At 70.6% G+C, this 15,453-nt stretch carries 16 protein-coding genes; 7 read left to right on the forward strand and 9 right to left on the reverse strand.

Going from position 1 to position 15,453, the window contains the following annotated elements; genetic code table 11:
- Positions 1-123 precede the first annotated feature (123 nt).
- From ACZ470_RS32645 to ACZ470_RS32665, 5 genes are all read right to left on the reverse strand, one after another.
- Positions 124-1,041: an SCO1860 family LAETG-anchored protein gene (locus ACZ470_RS32645; protein WP_468433099.1), complete on the reverse strand. Its 918-nt coding sequence runs from the start codon at positions 1,039-1,041 to the stop codon at positions 124-126.
- A gap of 154 nt (positions 1,042-1,195) precedes the next feature.
- Entirely contained in the window at positions 1,196-2,287 is a 1,092-nt protein-coding gene (locus ACZ470_RS32650; protein WP_468433101.1) for an amidohydrolase family protein, read from the reverse strand.
- Positions 2,288-2,308: 21 nt separating this feature from the next.
- Positions 2,309-3,100 carry an amino acid ABC transporter ATP-binding protein gene (locus ACZ470_RS32655; protein ID WP_468433103.1) on the reverse strand — a complete coding sequence of 264 codons (792 nt, stop codon included), beginning with the start codon at positions 3,098-3,100 and terminating at the stop codon, positions 2,309-2,311.
- Positions 3,097-3,933 (reverse strand): amino acid ABC transporter permease, encoded by an 837-nt coding sequence (locus tag ACZ470_RS32660; RefSeq protein ID WP_468433105.1) that lies wholly within the window; start codon positions 3,931-3,933, stop codon positions 3,097-3,099. The genes ACZ470_RS32655 and ACZ470_RS32660 overlap by 4 nt, the downstream gene beginning before the upstream one ends.
- Positions 3,934-3,937: 4 nt before the next feature.
- Entirely contained in the window at positions 3,938-4,789 is an 852-nt protein-coding gene (locus ACZ470_RS32665) for a transporter substrate-binding domain-containing protein (RefSeq protein WP_468433107.1), read from the reverse strand.
- Between the two features lie 182 nt (positions 4,790-4,971).
- On the opposite strand from ACZ470_RS32665, the gene ACZ470_RS32670 reads away from it, so the two are divergent.
- From ACZ470_RS32670 to thpD, 5 genes are all read left to right on the forward strand, one after another.
- Entirely contained in the window at positions 4,972-6,072 is a 1,101-nt protein-coding gene (locus ACZ470_RS32670) for a pyridoxal-phosphate-dependent aminotransferase family protein (protein ID WP_468433109.1), read from the forward strand.
- 470 nt (positions 6,073-6,542) lie between these two features.
- Positions 6,543-7,049, forward strand: coding sequence for a diaminobutyrate acetyltransferase (ectA, locus tag ACZ470_RS32675; protein WP_468433110.1), 507 nt, complete (start codon positions 6,543-6,545; stop codon positions 7,047-7,049).
- Positions 7,050-7,117: 68 nt separating this feature from the next.
- Positions 7,118-8,389: a diaminobutyrate--2-oxoglutarate transaminase gene (ectB, locus tag ACZ470_RS32680; RefSeq protein ID WP_468433112.1), complete on the forward strand. Its 1,272-nt coding sequence runs from the start codon at positions 7,118-7,120 to the stop codon at positions 8,387-8,389.
- Positions 8,390-8,424: 35 nt separating this feature from the next.
- Positions 8,425-8,823 (forward strand): ectoine synthase, encoded by a 399-nt coding sequence (locus ACZ470_RS32685; RefSeq protein ID WP_468433114.1) that lies wholly within the window; start codon positions 8,425-8,427, stop codon positions 8,821-8,823.
- Between the two features lie 6 nt (positions 8,824-8,829).
- Positions 8,830-9,726, forward strand: a complete 897-nt coding sequence (gene thpD, locus ACZ470_RS32690; RefSeq protein ID WP_468433116.1) for an ectoine hydroxylase — start codon at positions 8,830-8,832, stop codon at positions 9,724-9,726.
- 74 nt (positions 9,727-9,800) lie between these two features.
- Here thpD and ACZ470_RS32695 read toward each other — a convergent pair whose 3' ends face one another.
- The 4 genes from ACZ470_RS32695 to ACZ470_RS32710 all read right to left on the reverse strand — a co-directional run bounded on the left by ACZ470_RS32695 (position 9,801) and on the right by ACZ470_RS32710 (position 13,988).
- Positions 9,801-10,853, reverse strand: a complete 1,053-nt coding sequence (locus tag ACZ470_RS32695) for an aminotransferase class V-fold PLP-dependent enzyme (protein ID WP_468433118.1) — start codon at positions 10,851-10,853, stop codon at positions 9,801-9,803.
- Positions 10,854-10,948: 95 nt separating this feature from the next.
- Positions 10,949-11,659 carry a DsbA family oxidoreductase gene (locus ACZ470_RS32700; RefSeq protein WP_468433120.1) on the reverse strand — a complete coding sequence of 237 codons (711 nt, stop codon included), beginning with the start codon at positions 11,657-11,659 and terminating at the stop codon, positions 10,949-10,951.
- Positions 11,660-11,741: 82 nt separating this feature from the next.
- Positions 11,742-12,350 (reverse strand): DUF1349 domain-containing protein, encoded by a 609-nt coding sequence (locus tag ACZ470_RS32705; protein ID WP_468433121.1) that lies wholly within the window; start codon positions 12,348-12,350, stop codon positions 11,742-11,744.
- 108 nt (positions 12,351-12,458) lie between these two features.
- Complete coding sequence (locus ACZ470_RS32710) at positions 12,459-13,988, reverse strand: aldehyde dehydrogenase (NADP(+)) (protein WP_468433123.1); 1,530 nt, start codon at positions 13,986-13,988, stop codon at positions 12,459-12,461.
- Positions 13,989-14,130: 142 nt separating this feature from the next.
- On the opposite strand from ACZ470_RS32710, the gene ACZ470_RS32715 reads away from it, so the two are divergent.
- Together ACZ470_RS32715 and ACZ470_RS32720 are read left to right on the forward strand one after the other, a co-directional pair.
- Positions 14,131-14,904: an IclR family transcriptional regulator gene (locus ACZ470_RS32715; protein WP_190161842.1), complete on the forward strand. Its 774-nt coding sequence runs from the start codon at positions 14,131-14,133 to the stop codon at positions 14,902-14,904.
- 3 nt (positions 14,905-14,907) lie between these two features.
- Positions 14,908-15,381, forward strand: a complete 474-nt coding sequence (locus tag ACZ470_RS32720) for a GNAT family N-acetyltransferase (RefSeq protein WP_468433125.1) — start codon at positions 14,908-14,910, stop codon at positions 15,379-15,381.
- The last annotated feature ends 72 nt before the right edge of the window (positions 15,382-15,453 follow it).

Here is a 15,453-nt window from a genome sequence, read left to right on the forward strand (position 1 = left end):
CCCCGGTCGGCTGAATTCAGCCCGTCCGGTGTTTGAGGACGAGGCCCGAAGGGCCGAAAGGGGGGTCCGGGGGCGCAGCCCCCAGGGAACGGGAATGGGAAGGGGCGGCGGGGGCGAGTCAAGTCAGTTGCCGCGGCGTCGGCGCGACAGCAGCACCGCTCCCCCTCCCGCCGCCAGCAGGGCGACCGCGCCGCCCGCGATGTACGGCGTCATCGAGTCGCCACCCGTCTCGGCCAGGTTCGCCCCCGCCGGCGCAGCCTGCTCCGCCCGCGCCCCCTGCGGCTGCACCTCGCCGACGGCAGGCGCCTCGCACTTGGCCTCCGCCAGGGTCACCGTGCCCTCCACCTCGGCGACATTCAGCTTCAGCGGGTTGACGGAGACCTTGAGCCGAAGGGCGGTCGCCGCGGCCGTCGTCGACGTGGTCTCGGTCTTCGACAGGTCCAGCCGGACCGACCCGACCCCCGGCACCTCGACATGCGTGGGACCGCCCGCGGTCAGCGTGACGCGTTTGCCGAGGACGGTCACCGACGCGGGCAGCGTCGCCGAGGCGTGCGGGGTCTTCCCGGCCTCGCAGACCGCCTTGGAGCTCACCGCCTCGAGTTCGACGACCGACAGCAGCGGCAGACCGGGGACGTGGAGCCGGGCCCTGGAGAGGGTGGTGGACGCCTCGGCCCGGCCGCCGTCCACCGTCGCCTTCGCGTCGGCCACGTCCGCCCGCAGCACGCTGAAGGGCTTGCCGCCGTTCACGCCGTCCAGGGTGGCGGTGAGGGCCGTCTTCCGCGCACTCTCGGGTGCCCGGACCTCGTTGAGGGTCACGGTGAGCGGGGCGTGGACGGTCTTGTTGAGCAGGGACACGTCGAGCCCGGTGCGCAGCACGGCGGCGCTCGCGCTGCCGTGGCCCTCGGTGGCGTGCGCGGAGCCCGCGCCGGCCAGGGCGACGGGCCCCGCGGCGAGAGCGGTGGCCGCGGCGATGGCGGCCCAACGGCGTGCGGGCGTACGGACGTTGATGGTGTACAAGGTGCTGGGACCCCCATGAGACATGACTGGGACCCGGAAAGAATGTCCGCGCGAACGGCGAGCCGTCAGCAATCCGCCGACACTTCACTCCTTGGAGGAGGTTTGGAGGGCGCGTTCGAATCGCGGGGTACGACTGTTCGTCGCCGTCACCCACGTACGCCCCACCGGGCGGGCACTCCTACGCCACCACACGCCCGTTGAGTACCACCCGGCGCGGATCCGTGAGTGTGCGGACGTCCGCGCGCGGGTCGGAGTCGTAGACCACCAGGTCCGCCGGTGCGCCCTCCTCAAGTCCGGGCCGGCCGAGCCACTTCCGGGCCGCCCAGGTGCCGGCGGCCAGCGCCTCGACCGGCGGGATCCCGGCCTTGGCCAGTTCCGCGACCTCGTCGGCCGCCAGGCCGTGCGGGAGGGTGCCGCCGGCGTCCGTGCCGACGAACACGGGGATGCCGGCGTCGTAGGCGGAGCGCACGGTGTCGTAGCGGCGTTCGTGGAGTCGGCGCATATGGGCCGACCAGCGCGGGAACCGGGACTCGCCGCCGTCGGCGAGTGCCGGGAAGGTGGCGATGTTGACGAGGGTGGGGACGATCGCGACACCCCGTTCGGCGAAGAGCGGGATGGTGTCGTCGGTGAGGCCGGTGGCGTGCTCGACGCAGTCGATGCCGGCCTCGACCAGGTCCCGCAGGGAGTCCTCGGCGAAGCAGTGCGCGGTGACGCGGGCACCCAGCCGGTGCGCCTCGGCGATCGCCGCCTCGACCGCCCCGCGCGGCCAGCAGGCCGACAGATCCCCCAGGTCGCGGTCGATCCAGTCGCCGACCAGCTTGACCCAGCCGTCGCCGCGCCGGGCCTCCTGGGCGACGTACGCGACGAGGTCCTCGGGCTCGATCTCCCAGGCGTAGTTGCGGATGTACCTGCGGGTGCGGGCGATGTGCCGGCCGGCCCGGATGATCTTCGGGAGGTCGTCGCGGTCGTCGATCCAGCGGGTGTCGGAGGGCGAGCCCGCGTCGCGCAGCAGCAGGGCGCCGGCGTCGCGGTCGGTGAGCGCCTGCTTCTCCGCGACGTCCTCGGGGACGGCGCCGTGCCGGTCGAGGCCCACATGGCAGTGGGCGTCGACCAGCCCGGGCAGCGCCCAGCCGTCGACGGTGCGGATGTCACGGGCGCCGACGGGACGGTCGTACGAGATCCGGCCGTCGATCACCCACAGCTCGTCGCGGACCTCGTCCGGGCCGACGAGGATCCGCCCCTTCACGTGCAGCACCGCGCGTTCGCTCATGTACCGCACCCTAGTCAGGCGCTACTCGGACTTGCCCACCTGGTCGGAAGTCTCCTCCTCCACGTCCGCCATGGCGGGGTCGAGGAGGCGGGAGAGGAAGTGGCGGGTGCGGTCGTGCCGGGGGTTGCCGATGACCTGCTCGGGGGTGCCGTCCTCGACGATCACTCCGCCGTCCATGAAGACGACCCGGTCGGCGACCTCGCGGGCGAAGGTCATCTCGTGGGTGACCACCATCATCGTCATGCCCTCGGTCGCCAGCATCCGCATCACCGCGAGCACGTCGCCGACCAGCTCGGGGTCGAGCGCCGAGGTCGGCTCGTCGAACAGCATCACCTCGGGGCCCATCGCCAGCGAGCGGGCGATGGCGACGCGCTGCTGCTGGCCGCCGGAGAGGGAGGACGGGTAGGCGTCCGCCTTCTCGGCGAGGCCCACCCGCCGCAGGTTCTCGGCGGCCACCCTCGCCGCCTGCGCCTTGTCCCGTCGGAGCACCCTGCGCTGCGGCAGCGTGAGGTTCTCGGTCACCGTGAGGTGCGGGAACAGGTTGAACTGCTGGAAGACCATGCCGATACGGCGGCGTACGGCATCGATGTCGACGTCCGGGTCGGTGAGTTCCGTACCGCCGACGAAGACCTGGCCCTTGGTGGGCTCCTCCAGCAGGTTCACGCACCGCAGCAGGGTCGACTTGCCGGAGCCGGAGGGGCCGATGACGCAGACGACCTCGCCCTGGCGGATCTCCAGGTCGATGCCGCGCAGCACCTCGTTGCTGCCGAAGGACTTGTGCAGTCCGCTGACGCGGATCTCCGGTCGGCTCATTTCACGGCCTCCTGGGCCTTGGCCTCCATGCGGCGCACGACGAAGCCGAGCGGGATGGTGATCAGCAGGTAGCACAGACCGGCCACCAGGATGGGTGTGGAGTTGGCGGTCTGGCTGGCCAGGTCGCGGCCGTACTTGGACAGCTCCCGCTCCTCCAGGGTGACGCCGAGGAACAGCACCAGCGAGGAGTCCTTGAAGAGCAGGACGAGTTCGTTGGTGAGCGGCGGGAGGATGATCCGGAAGGCCTGCGGGATGATGATCGAGACCATGGCGCGGACGGGCGAGAAGCCCAGCGAACGGGCGGCCTCCATCTGCCCCTTGGGCACGGCCTGGATGCCGGCCCGGATCGTCTCCGCCATGTACGCGGCGGCCACCAGGCCGAGCGCGAGGGCGACCTTGCCGTAGGTGCCGCCGATGATCTCCGTGCCGGGGAAGGCGAGCGGCACGGCGACACCGATGAAGATGAAGATCAGCAGGGCGGGCAGGCCGCGGAAGATCTCGATGTAGACGCCGGCCAGCCAGCGGTAGGGCCCGACGGACGACAGCCGCATCAGCGCGATCACCATGCCGAGGGCGAGCCCGACGGCGAAGCCGGTGACCGTGTAGAGCACGGTGTTCTTCAGCGCCAGCGTGATGACGTCGGGGAACATCCGCTCGGCGATGTCGGCCTGCGCGAACTGGTTCTTCAGCCGTCCCCAGTCGGCCGTGACCGCGAAGGCGATCACGGCCGCGACGAAGACGGCGTACTGGGCGCCGCGCGACAGGCTGCGCTTCTGGCGCCGCGTCAGGCCCTTCTTCTTCGGCTGGAGCGGCGGCTTCTCCGTGTCGGTCATGGAATCAGGATGCGGCCGGCGAGGCGGCGGACTCGTCGTACGGGCCGATCCACTGCTCGTACAGCTCCTTGTACGTGCCGTCGGCCTTGGCGTCCGCGAGCGCCTTGTTGATCGCCTCGCGCAGCGCCGTGTTGCCCTTCTTCACCGTGAAGCCGTACTGCTCACCGGTGTCGATCTGCTCGGCGACCTCGAAGGCGTCGGCGTTGGCCTTGTCCTTCAGCCAGCCCTGGACGACGGGGTAGTCGATGACAACGGCCTTGACCTGGCCGGTGCGCAGGCCGTTGAGGACGGCGTCGGAGGACTCGAAGGAGACCGGGTCGAAGCCCTGGCCCTTGGCGTAGTCCTCGCCGGTGGTCTGGGCCTGCGCGCCGAGCTTCACGTTCTTCGACTTCACGTCGGCGAGGGAGGTGACCCCGCTGTCCTTGTCGACCAGGACGGCCTGGGTGGCGTTGAAGTACGGGTCGGAGAAGTCGACGTTCTTCTTGCGCTCGTCGGTGATGGTCATGCCGGCGGCGGCCAGGTCGCACTCGCCGGAGTTGAGGAAGGCGCCGGTCTTGAAGTTCTCGAACGGCGTGTCGAGGATCTGCTGCTTCACCCCGAGGTCGTCGGCGACCAGGTCGATCAGCGCGACGTCGAAGCCCTGCACCTTGCCGTCGATCTCGGACTGGAAGGGCGGGTACGGGAGATGGGTGCAGGTGGTGAGCTGGCCCGCCTTGACGAGCTCGACCCCGCCGGCGGCGGTCTTGGAACCGCTGCCTCCGTCGTCGCTGGAGGTGCAGGCGGTCAGGAGAACCAGCCCGGCCGTCGCGGTGGTGGCGGCCAGAACACGGGTCCGGCGGCCGAGGAGCGTCTTCACGGGAGCCTCCTGTCAGGGAACTGTGGGTTCCGATTATAAGGAGAGGTTTGAGCCGCTCAAACCAAAACGATGGCTGCGAGGCCTCAGGACCTGAGAACCCTCCGGTCGAGCGGCGCCCGGAGGGGCAGTTACCCTCGACTCCGTCCATATCCGTGCCGTCGCGAAGCAGAGAGAGCACCGCCGTGACCCACCTTCTCCTCGATCTGCCCCCGCTGGGCGCCGCGCACTTCGCCTCGATCGAGGACCGGGTGGCACGGCTGCTGAGCACCGAGCAGGACGTCGTGATCATGCAGGGGGAGGCGCTGCTGCCGCTGGAGGGCGCGATCCGGGCGACCGCCGGCCCCGGCACGACGGCGTTGAACGTCATCACCGGCCCCTACGGGCAGACCTTCGGCGACTGGCTGCGGGACTGCGGCGCCACGGTCGTCGATCTGGCGGTGCCGTTCCACACGGCGGTGACGGCCGAGCAGATCCGATCCGCTCTCGCGGAGCACCCGGAGATCGACTTCGTGTCCCTGGTGCACGCGGAGGCGGCGACCGGGAACACCAACCCGGTCGCGGAGATCGGCGAGGTGGTACGGGACCACGGGGCCCTGTTCTACCTGGACGCGGTCGCGTCGATCGGGGCGGAGCCGGTGCTGCCGGACGCGTGGGGCGTCGACCTGTGCGTGATCGGGGCGCAGAAGGCGATGGGCGGTCCGGCCGGGGTGTCGGCGGTGTCGGTGAGCGAGCGCGCGTGGGCGCGGATGGCGGCGAACCCGAAGGCGCCGCGCCGCTCCTATCTGTCCCTGCTGGACTGGAAGGAACGCTGGATCGACAGCGGGCGCAAGGCGCTGCCGCACGCTCCGGCGCAGCTGGAGATGCTGGCGCTGGAAGCGTGCGTGGAGCGCATCGAGGCGGCGGGACTGGACGCCGTGATGGCCCGGCACGCGGCGGCCGCGGCGGCGACGCGGGCGGGTGCGGTCGCGCTGGGCGGGGGGCTGGAGCCGTATGTGCGGGACGCGGCGGAGGCGGCGCCGGTCGCCACGACGCTGCGGGTGCCGGCCGGCACGGTGGCGGCGGAGCTGGTGGGGCGGGCGCTGGCCGCCGACCCTTCGCTTCCGCTGGCCGCGGGTGGGGGTGCGCTCGCCGCGGAGATGATCCGGGTGAACCACTATGGTCGCGACGCGACGGTGGGGGCGGTGCGGGCGTGTCTGACGGGGGTGGGGGCCGCGCTGGCGGAGGCGGGTGTGGTCGTGGATCTGGCGGCGGCGTTGCGTGCGGCAGAGAAGGCCTGGGGCTGAGTGCTGGGCGGGGGTTCGGTTTTTTCGCCCCCGCCGCCCGTTCCCGTCCCGTCCCTGGGGGCTGCGCCCCCAGACCCCCCTTTCGGCCCTTCGGGCCTCGTCCTCAAACGCCGGACGGGCTTGAACCAGCCCGCAGGCTGTTAACAGGGCGCTAATTCTGGCATTCTTCAGCGGCATTCTTTGGCTTATTTTTCGATTATTCTGCGGAGCAGCTTCCCGTCTTCTTCTGCCCGCTTTCTTCGCTCCTAAACGCCACGATTTCGTGAACGGGGAGCGGGGCGTTACCGGAGTTACGCAGTTGTGACCGGCTTCACAACCTGACCGATTTGCACCTTATCCACCAGGACAAATGGTGCATCCGGCCGGGTTCTCGCGCGGACACGCCCGCCCGCGCGATAACACAGATGAAGCCGTCACGTAACCCCGTCAGACGATGCAATTTTGAATTTACCTGGGTAAGTTCAATTCGCATGACTGCCGCACAAGCAGACCTGCAAATCGACCGCCCCACCGTGGCGGACGGAGCCGTGCTGTGGCGGATAGCGAGGGACTCGAAGGTCCTCGACCTGAACTCGTCGTACAGCTATCTGCTGTGGTGCCGCGACTTCGCCGCCACCTCGGCCGTCGCCCGCGACGAGCGCGGAGAGCCGATCGGCTTCGTCAGCGGATATCTGCGGCCGGCCGGCCCACGCACCCTGTTCGTCTGGCAGGTCGCGGTCGACGCGTCGTACCGCGGACGCGGTGTCGCCGCCGCCCTGCTCGACGGACTGGCCGCCCGGACCGCCGAGGAGCACGGCGTCGACACCGTGGAGACCACCATCACGCCGGACAACACCGCGTCCGAGCGCCTGTTCACCGCGTTCGCGGAGCGCCACGGCGCCCTGCTGGAGCGCGAGGTGCTGTTCGAGACCGGCCAGTTCCCCGACGGGCCGCACGACCCCGAGGTGCTGTACCGCATCGGGCCTCTCACCCGCTGACCGCGCGGCCCGACCCCCTGATCTTCCGACTCCCTCTGACCTCCCACGCCACCGAGGAGCGATTCGTCGTGACCATCACCCAGCCCGACCTCAGTGTCTTCGAGACCCTCGAGTCCGAGGTGCGCAGCTACTGCCGCGGCTGGCCCACCGTCTTCGACCGTGCGCACGGCAGCCGCATGTACGACGAGGACGGCCACGAGTACCTCGACTTCTTCGCCGGGGCCGGCTCACTCAACTACGGGCACAACAACCCGGTCCTGAAACGCGCGCTGATCGACTACCTGGAGCGGGACGGCGTCACCCACGGCCTCGACATGTCGACGACGGCCAAGCGCGCCTTCCTGGAGTCCTTCCAGAACTGGATCCTGCGCCCCCGCGACCTGCCGTACAAGGTCATGTTCCCGGGGCCGACGGGCACCAACGCCGTGGAGTCCGCGCTGAAGCTGGCGCGGAAGGTGAAGGGGCGCGAGGCGATCGTGTCGTTCACCAACGCGTTCCACGGCATGTCCCTGGGTTCGCTCGCCGTGACCGGCAACGCCTTCAAACGGGCCGGCGCCGGCATCCCGCTGGTGCACGGCACGCCGATGCCGTTCGACAACTACTTCGACGGCCAGGTCCCGGACTTCCTGTGGTTCGAGCGGATCCTGGAGGACCAGGGCTCCGGCCTCAACAAGCCCGCGGCCGTGATCGTCGAGACCGTGCAGGGCGAGGGCGGCATCAACGTCGCCCGGCCCGAGTGGCTGCGTGCCCTGGCCGAGCTGTGCGAACGCCAGGACATGCTGCTGATCGTCGACGACATCCAGATGGGCTGCGGCCGTACCGGCGCCTTCTTCTCCTTCGAGGAGGCCGGCATCACGCCCGACATCGTCACCGTGTCCAAGTCGATCAGCGGCTACGGGCTGCCGATGGCGCTGACCCTGTTCAAGCCCGAACTGGACGTCTGGGAGCCGGGCGAGCACAACGGCACCTTCCGCGGCAACAACCCCGCGTTCGTGACGGCGACCGCCGCTCTGGAGGCGTACTGGGCCGACGGGTCCGCGATGGAGAAGCAGACCCGTTCGCGCGGCGAGCAGGTCGAGCAGGCGCTGATCGCCATCACCGAGGAGAACCTCTCCGACGTCAAGGAGTACCGCGGCCGCGGCCTGGTGTGGGGCATGGAGTTCCACGACAAGGACCGCGCGGGCCGGATCGCCAAGCGCGCCTTCGAGCTGGGCCTGCTGATCGAGACGTCCGGCCCCGAGAGCGAGGTCGTCAAGCTGCTGCCGTCACTGACCATCACCCCGGACGAGCTGGACGAGGGCCTCAGGACCCTGGCCCGCGCCGTCCGCGAAACCGCCTGAAACACGCATCCGAGCCGAGGAGGCATCGCAACACCGTGATCGTCCGTTCGTTCAAGGAGCTCGAAGGCACCGACCGGCACGTGAAATCGGCGTCCGGCACCTGGGAGAGCAAGCGCATCGTCCTCGCCAAGGAGAAGGTCGGCTTCTCCCTGCACGAGACGATCCTGTACGCGGGTACGGAGACGTCGATGTGGTACGCGAACCACATCGAGGCCGTCGTCTGCACCCAGGGCGAGGCCGAACTGACCGACCGCGAGACCGGGAAGACGTACACCATCACGCCCGGCACCATGTACCTCCTCAACGGCCACGAGCGGCACACGCTCAAGGTCAAGGAGGACTTCCACTGCATCTGTGTCTTCAACCCGCCCGTGACCGGACGGGAGGACCACGACGAGAACGGCGTCTACCCGCTGCTCACCGAGGAGGTGTGAGTCACCGTGACCACGACCACGAACGTCACTGATCTCTATCCCACCCGCGGCGCCACCGAGGTGGCAACCCCCCGGCAGGACCCGGTCGTCTGGGGCTCCCCGGACACGCCCGGTCCCGTTTCCCAGGGTGACCTCCAGTCCCTGGAGCGCGACGGGTTCCTCGCCATCGACCAGCTGATCGGGCCGGACGAGGTCGGCGTGTACCAGCGCGAGCTGGAGCGGCTCACCACCGACCCGGCCATCCGCGCGGACGAGCGCTCGATCGTCGAGCCGCAGTCCAAGGAGATCCGGTCCGTCTTCGAGGTGCACAAGATCAGCGAGGTCTTCGCGAATCTGGTGCGCGACGAGCGGGTGGTCGGGCGCGCCCGCCAGATCCTCGGCTCGGACGTCTACGTCCACCAGTCGCGGATCAACGTCAAGCCGGGCTTCGGGGCCAGTGGCTTCTACTGGCACTCGGACTTCGAGACCTGGCACGCCGAGGACGGCCTGCCGAACATGCGCACGATCTCGGTCTCGATCGCGCTCACCGAGAACTACGACACCAACGGCGGTCTCATGATCATGCCGGGGTCGCACAAGACGTTCCTCGGGTGCGCGGGGGCCACGCCGAAGGACAACTACAAGAAGTCCCTCCAGATGCAGGACGCGGGGACGCCGTCCGACGAGGCGCTGACGAAGATGGCCTCGGAGTACGGCATCAAGCTGTTCACCGGCAAGGCCGGCTCGGCGACCTGGTTCGACTGCAACTGCATGCACGGCTCCGGGGACAACATCACGCCGTTCCCGCGCAGCAACGTGTTCATCGTGTTCAACAGCGTGGAGAACACGGCGGTCGAGCCGTTCGCGGCCCCGATCCGGCGGCCCGAGTTCATTGGCGCCCGGGACTTCACTCCGGTGCGGTAGGCGCGTAGCACAGACCGCGGGCCGGGCCTCCTCGTGTGGGACAAGGAGGCACCGGCCCGCTGCCGTGCGCCCGGTCAGCCGGGCAGGGCGTCCAGCAGCCGGTCCACGTCGGCGGCCGTGTTGTACAGGTGGAAGGACGCGCGCAGGTTGCCCGCGCGGGAGGACACCTGGATGCCCGCCTCGGCCAGCTCGGGCTGGAGCCGGCCGAGGCCGGGAACGGACACGATGGGCGAACCCGGCGAGGGCACGGGCGTGTGGCCCAGTGCGGCGAGCCCCGCGCGGAAGCGGTCGGCGAGGGCCAGGTCGTGGGCGCGGATGGCGTCCACTCCGATCTCCTCGACCAGTTCGAGGGAGGCACGCAGTCCCGCGTAGTCCAGCAGGGCGGGGCTGGAGTCGAAGCGCCGGGCGGAGTGGGCGAGTTCGGTGACGGGGCCGTAGCAGCTGTCCCACGGGTTCTCCCCCGCCACCCACCCCGCCTGCACCGGCGTCAGGTCGCCGAAGTCCTCGGGCACGACGAGGAAGGCCGCGCCGTGCGGGCCGAGCAGCCACTTGAAGGTGATGGAGACGCTGTAGTCGTACGCGTCGGCCGTCACCGGCAGCCAGCCGGCCGCCTGGGAGAAGTCGACGTAGGTGCGCGCCCCGTGCTCCCGGGCCGCCTCGCGCAGCGCGGCCAGGTCAGCGATCCGGCCGTCGGCGGACTGCGCGGCGCTGACCGCGACCAGCGCGGTGCCGGGCCGGACGGAGTCGGCGAGCCGCTCCAGCGGCACGGCCCGCACCTTGAGGTCGCCGCGGGTGTGGAAGGGGTTCATCACGGAGGTGAAGTCGGCCTCCGCGGTGAGGACTTCGGCGCCGGGCGGCAGGGAGGCCGCGACCAGCGAGGTGTGCAGCGCGACCGTGGCCCCGGCCGCCACCCGCTCGGCCGGGACACCGGCCAGCCGGGCGTACGCGGCACGGCAGGCCTCGACGTCGGCGAACAGCGGATCGAGCGAACGGCCCTCCGCCCGGAGCCGCACGGCGTTCTGGAGCGCGGCCACGGTACGGGCGGGCAGGAGAGCGTTGCTCGCGGTGTTCAGATAGGTGTTCTTCGGGGCGAACTCGGCACGGACGAGGTTCTCGAAGGTCTCCATGGGACCACTGTGCGGCCCCGGGTTCTCCCCGTCCATTGCCGGATTCTGCGCGATATCGCAAAGGAGGGCTTATGCATACGCCCTGACCTGCGCGTCTACTGCTGCGGCACCGCGCATCCGTCCGGGCCACAGGCCTCCGCGTCACCCTCGATCAGCCGCAGCGGCGGGCGCTCGCCCCAGGCCCGGGTCAGCGCCTGGGTGAACACCTCGGCGGGCTGGGCACCGGAGACACCGTACTTGCGGTCGAGCACGAAGAACGGCACACCGTTCGCGCCGAGCTCCGCCGCCTCGCGCTCGTCGGCGCGGACCTCGTCCGCGTACGCCGCCGGGTCGGCGAGAACCTGGCGCACGGCGTCGGCGTCGAGACCGGCGGCACCGGCGAGCTCGACGAGCCGTTCGTCGTCGTTGAAGACGGACCGCTCCTCGGCGAAGTTCGCCTTGTACAGCAGGTCGAGCAGCTCCACCTGGCGGCCCTGCTCACGGGCGAAGTGCAGCAGGCGGTGCATGTCGAAGGTGCTGCCGTGGTCGCGGCCCCGGGTGCGGTAGGGCAGGCCCTCGGCGGCGGCCTGGGTGCCCAGGTTGTCCTCACCGGCCTCGGCCTGCGCCTCGCTCATGCCGTACTTCCTGGTGAGCATCGAGATCACCGGCTGGATGTCGTCCTTGGCGCGGCCCGGGTCCAGCTCGAAGGAGCGGTGCACGACCTCGACCTGCTCACGGTGCGGGAAGGCGGCCAGCGCCTTCTCGAAGCGGGCCTTTCCGACATAGCACCAGGGGCAGGCGATGTCGCTCCAGATCTCGACGCGCATGAGTCGGCTCTCTCCAGGGTCGTGCGGCTGCGGAGACTCCCTCCGTAACTGGATGAACCTTCAAGCAGCCGCCGTCATTCCCTCAACTGCCGTCGCGCAGATCACTCGGCCAGTGGGGCCGGTACTCGATGTGGTCGTACGTCACCACACAGCCCTCCCCCATCGGCGACTGGGTCATGAAGCCGACCAGCGCGGCTCCGGTCTCCTTCTCGTCGCCGAGGGTGAAGAGCCGGACGAAGGTCCAGCGCTCACCGTCCCGGGACGCGTGGAAGGCGAAGGCACGACCGGTGCGACTCACCCGCAGCCAGACCGAACTGCCGTCGACGGTGAAGGAGTTGGCGTCGTCGGAGTGCCCCCGGGTGACCACCGTGCAGACGGTCGGCACATCGGGTGAGTACTCCAGACAGAGCTTGGCCCACGCCCGCTCACCGACATGCGCGTACAGCACCCCGGCGTCGAAGGACCCGGCGAACCCGACGGTGACCCGGGCGATCAGCTGGAAGTCCCCCTCGGGCGCCCCGAGCAGCCGGGGCGCGTCGGCAGCGGGCTCCAGCCCCTCCCCGGTCGGCGGCACGAACCGATCCTGCCGGGCCCCGGCCCACCCGGTGAGAACCCCGTCCTCATAGGACCAGTGCCCGTCGGGGCCGTACGTACGCAGGGGAAAGGGCAGTTCAGGAAGCTCTATGTCCATCAGCTGATTATCTCCGATGCGGATACAAAGGGGCGCGGGGAACTGCGCGAAGGACCACGCCGCCGCAGCCGACACACAACCCCGCGCCCCACGGCGCAACTCGGAGCGCTAACGCTCAAGAACCCCGTTGAACCGGCGCGGCAGCCCCAACGGATTGTCGTCCCGGAGCTCCGGAGGAAGCAGCGCCTCAGGCGTCCCCTGATAGACAACCGGCCGCAGCCACCGCTCGATGGCCGTACCCCCCACCGACGTGGACGTCGAGGTGGTCGCCGGATACGGCCCCCCGTGATGCTGCGCGGGCGCGACCGCCACCCCCGTCGGCCAGCCATTCACCAGCACACGCCCCGCCAACGGCGTCAGCTCCCGCACCAGCTCCGCCCCGCGGCCCTCCCCGGCCGCCTCCCCGGCGGACAGCTGAACCGTCGCGGTCAGGTTCCCCGGCAGCCGCGACAGCACACCCTGAACCTCGGCCTCGTCCTCATAGCGGGCCACGACAGTGACCGGCCCGAAGCACTCCTCGAGCAGCAGGTCGTGCTCCCCCTCCTCGGCCAGCCGGCTCGCCGGAACCGTGAGGAACCCCGCGCTGACCGTGTGCTCGCCGCCCGCGCCCGGGGTCACCGGGGACTCCACGTCGGGCAGCTGGGCACGCTCGGCGACTCCGGCGACGAAGTTGTCGCGCATGCGGTGGTCGAGCAGGACACCCGCGTCGGTGTCGCTGACGGCGTCGGTCAGGGACTTCAGCAGCGCGTCACCGGCGGGACCGGCCGGGGCGAGCACCAGACCCGGCTTCACACAGAACTGGCCGACGCCCAGCGTCATCGAACCGGCCAGCCCGGCGCCGATCGCCTCGCCGCGCTCGGCGGCGGCGGCCTCGGTGACGACGACCGGGTTCAGGGAGCCCAGCTCGCCGTGGAAGGGGATGGGGACGGGCCGGGCGGCGGCCGCGTCGAAGAGGGCGCGGCCCCCGCGGATAGACCCGGTGAAACCGGCCGCCGAGACCAGCGGGTGCTTGATCAGCTCGATGCCGGCCTCGAAGCCGTGTACCAGGCCGAGCACGCCCTCGGGGATGTCGTGGCGGGCAGCGGCCCGGCGCAGCACCTTGGCGACCAGCTCGGAGAGCCCGGGGTGGTCGGGGTGGGCCTTGACGACGACCGGGCAGCCGGCCGCGAGCGCGCTCGCGGTGTCGCCGCCGGCCACGGAGAAGGCGAAGGGGAAGTTGGAGGCGGAGTAGACGGCGACGACGCCCAGCGGGATCTTGTAGCGGCGCAGGTCCGGGATGGGCGGGGTCGCGGTGTCGTCGGGGTGGTTGATGACGACGTCGAGGAAGGCGCCCTCCTCGACGATGCCCGCGAAGGCCCGCAGCTGGTAGCAGGTGCGGGCGAGTTCGCCGGTGAGCCGGACCGGGCCGAGCGCGGTCTCGGCGTCGGCGGCCTCGACGAGCTGGTCCCTGGCCGCCTCGAGCTCGTCGGCGGCGGTGCGCAGGAAGGCGGCGCGGACGGTGCGGTCCGTCAGCGCGCCCCGCGTCTCCTGTGCGGCGCGGACGGCGGCGTCCACCTCCTGGGCTGTGGCCTCCACCGCAACCTGTTCACGCTGCTTCCCGGTTCGGGGGTCGACACTCCAGACTGGTGCTGCTGCCACCGCGGGTCCCTCCACTTGATTGCCGCATGCAATGCCGCAGTATGTACGTCATCCCTCGAGGGTGTTCGATATACTGAACACTGTCTCTATGGGTGAATGTGCTTGGGAGACTATTTCCCGGCGAACGAAGGGGTCAAGGGCGATGTCGGCTGGCGAGACAGGCGGCGGGGCGCAGGTCAAGTCCGCGGTGCGGACCGTTGAACTGCTCGAATACTTCGCCGGGCGCCCCGGTATGCATTCCCTGGCGGCGGTCCAGGAGGCCGTCGGCTATCCCAAGTCGAGCCTGTACATGCTGCTGCGCACGCTCGTGGAACTCGGCTGGGTGGAGACGGACGCGACGGGCACCCGGTACGGCATCGGCGTCCGGGCGCTGCTGGTGGGCACGTCGTACATCGACGGCGACGAGGTGGTCGCGGCGGCCCGGCCGACGCTGGACCGGCTCTCGGACGACACCACGGAGACCATCCACCTCGCCCGGCTGGACGGCACCAACGTGGTCTATCTGGCCACCCGCCAGTCGCAGCACTATCTGCGCCCGTTCACCCGGGTCGGCCGCCGGCTGCCCGCGCACTCGACGTCGCTGGGCAAGGCGCTGCTGAGCACGTACTCGGACGAGCAGGTGCGCAAGATGCTCCCGGAGACGCTGCCCGCGCTGACCGAGAACACCATCACCGACCGGGAGAAGCTCATCGAGGAGCTGCACCTGGTGCGCGAGCAGGGCTTCGCCGTGGACCGCGAGGAGAACACGCTGGGGCTGCGCTGCTTCGGTGTGGCGATCCCGTACCGCACTCCCGCGCGGGACGCGATCAGCTGCTCGGTGCCGGTGGCCCGGCTGACGCCCGCGCACGAGCAGATGGTGAAGGACGCCCTGTTCGACGCACGCGACCGGCTGACCCTGGCCACCCGGAGGCTCTGACCCGTGGACATCGACCTGCGCCCGGTGCACGACAGCGATCTGCCGGTCTTCTTCCGGCAGTTGAACGACCCGGAGGCGCTGCGCATGGCCGCCTTCACCCCCGAGGACCCGTCCGACCAGGACCGCTTCGACGCCCACTGGGCGCGCATCCGCACCTCCCCGGAGGTCGTGCTGCGCACGGTGCTGGCCGACGGTGACGTGGTGGGGCACGTGTCGGTCTACGGGGAGCCCGGCGAGCGCGAGGTGACGTACTGGGTCGACCGCGCCCATTGGGGCCGGGGCATCGCCACGGCCGCGCTGCGCGGGCTGCTGGCCGAGGTGACCGAACGCCCGCTGTACGCGCGGGTGGCCGCGGACAACGCAGGGTCGCGGCGGGTGCTGGAGCGCTGCGGCTTCGAGGTCTCCGCGCGGACCACGGGGTACGCCCCCGCGCGCGGGGCGGAGATCGACGAACTGGTGCTCACGCTGGGCGGATGACCCGGCACTCCCCCGCGCGGCGGAGGCGGATCGTCTTCGTGCGGGAGGTGCGCGGGGACGGCCGGGCGACAG

The sequence above is a fragment of the Streptomyces sp. NPDC031111 genome (genome assembly GCF_055570675.1).

Excerpts from the sequence above, each read along its gene's own strand:
- ACZ470_RS32645 (WP_468433099.1), bottom strand. The coding sequence starts at position 1,041 with ATGTCTCATGGGGGTCCCAGCACCTTGTACACCATCAACGTCCGTACG.
- ACZ470_RS32650 (WP_468433101.1), bottom strand. The coding sequence starts at position 2,287 with ATGAGCGAACGCGCGGTGCTGCACGTGAAGGGGCGGATCCTCGTCGGC.
- ACZ470_RS32655 (WP_468433103.1), bottom strand. The coding sequence starts at position 3,100 with ATGAGCCGACCGGAGATCCGCGTCAGCGGACTGCACAAGTCCTTCGGC.
- ACZ470_RS32660 (WP_468433105.1), bottom strand. The coding sequence starts at position 3,933 with ATGACCGACACGGAGAAGCCGCCGCTCCAGCCGAAGAAGAAGGGCCTG.
- ectA (WP_468433110.1), top strand. The coding sequence starts at position 6,543 with ATGACTGCCGCACAAGCAGACCTGCAAATCGACCGCCCCACCGTGGCG.
- ACZ470_RS32695 (WP_468433118.1), bottom strand. The coding sequence starts at position 10,853 with ATGGAGACCTTCGAGAACCTCGTCCGTGCCGAGTTCGCCCCGAAGAAC.
- ACZ470_RS32700 (WP_468433120.1), bottom strand. The coding sequence starts at position 11,659 with ATGCGCGTCGAGATCTGGAGCGACATCGCCTGCCCCTGGTGCTATGTC.
- ACZ470_RS32705 (WP_468433121.1), bottom strand. The coding sequence starts at position 12,350 with ATGGACATAGAGCTTCCTGAACTGCCCTTTCCCCTGCGTACGTACGGC.
- ACZ470_RS32715 (WP_190161842.1), top strand. The coding sequence starts at position 14,131 with ATGTCGGCTGGCGAGACAGGCGGCGGGGCGCAGGTCAAGTCCGCGGTG.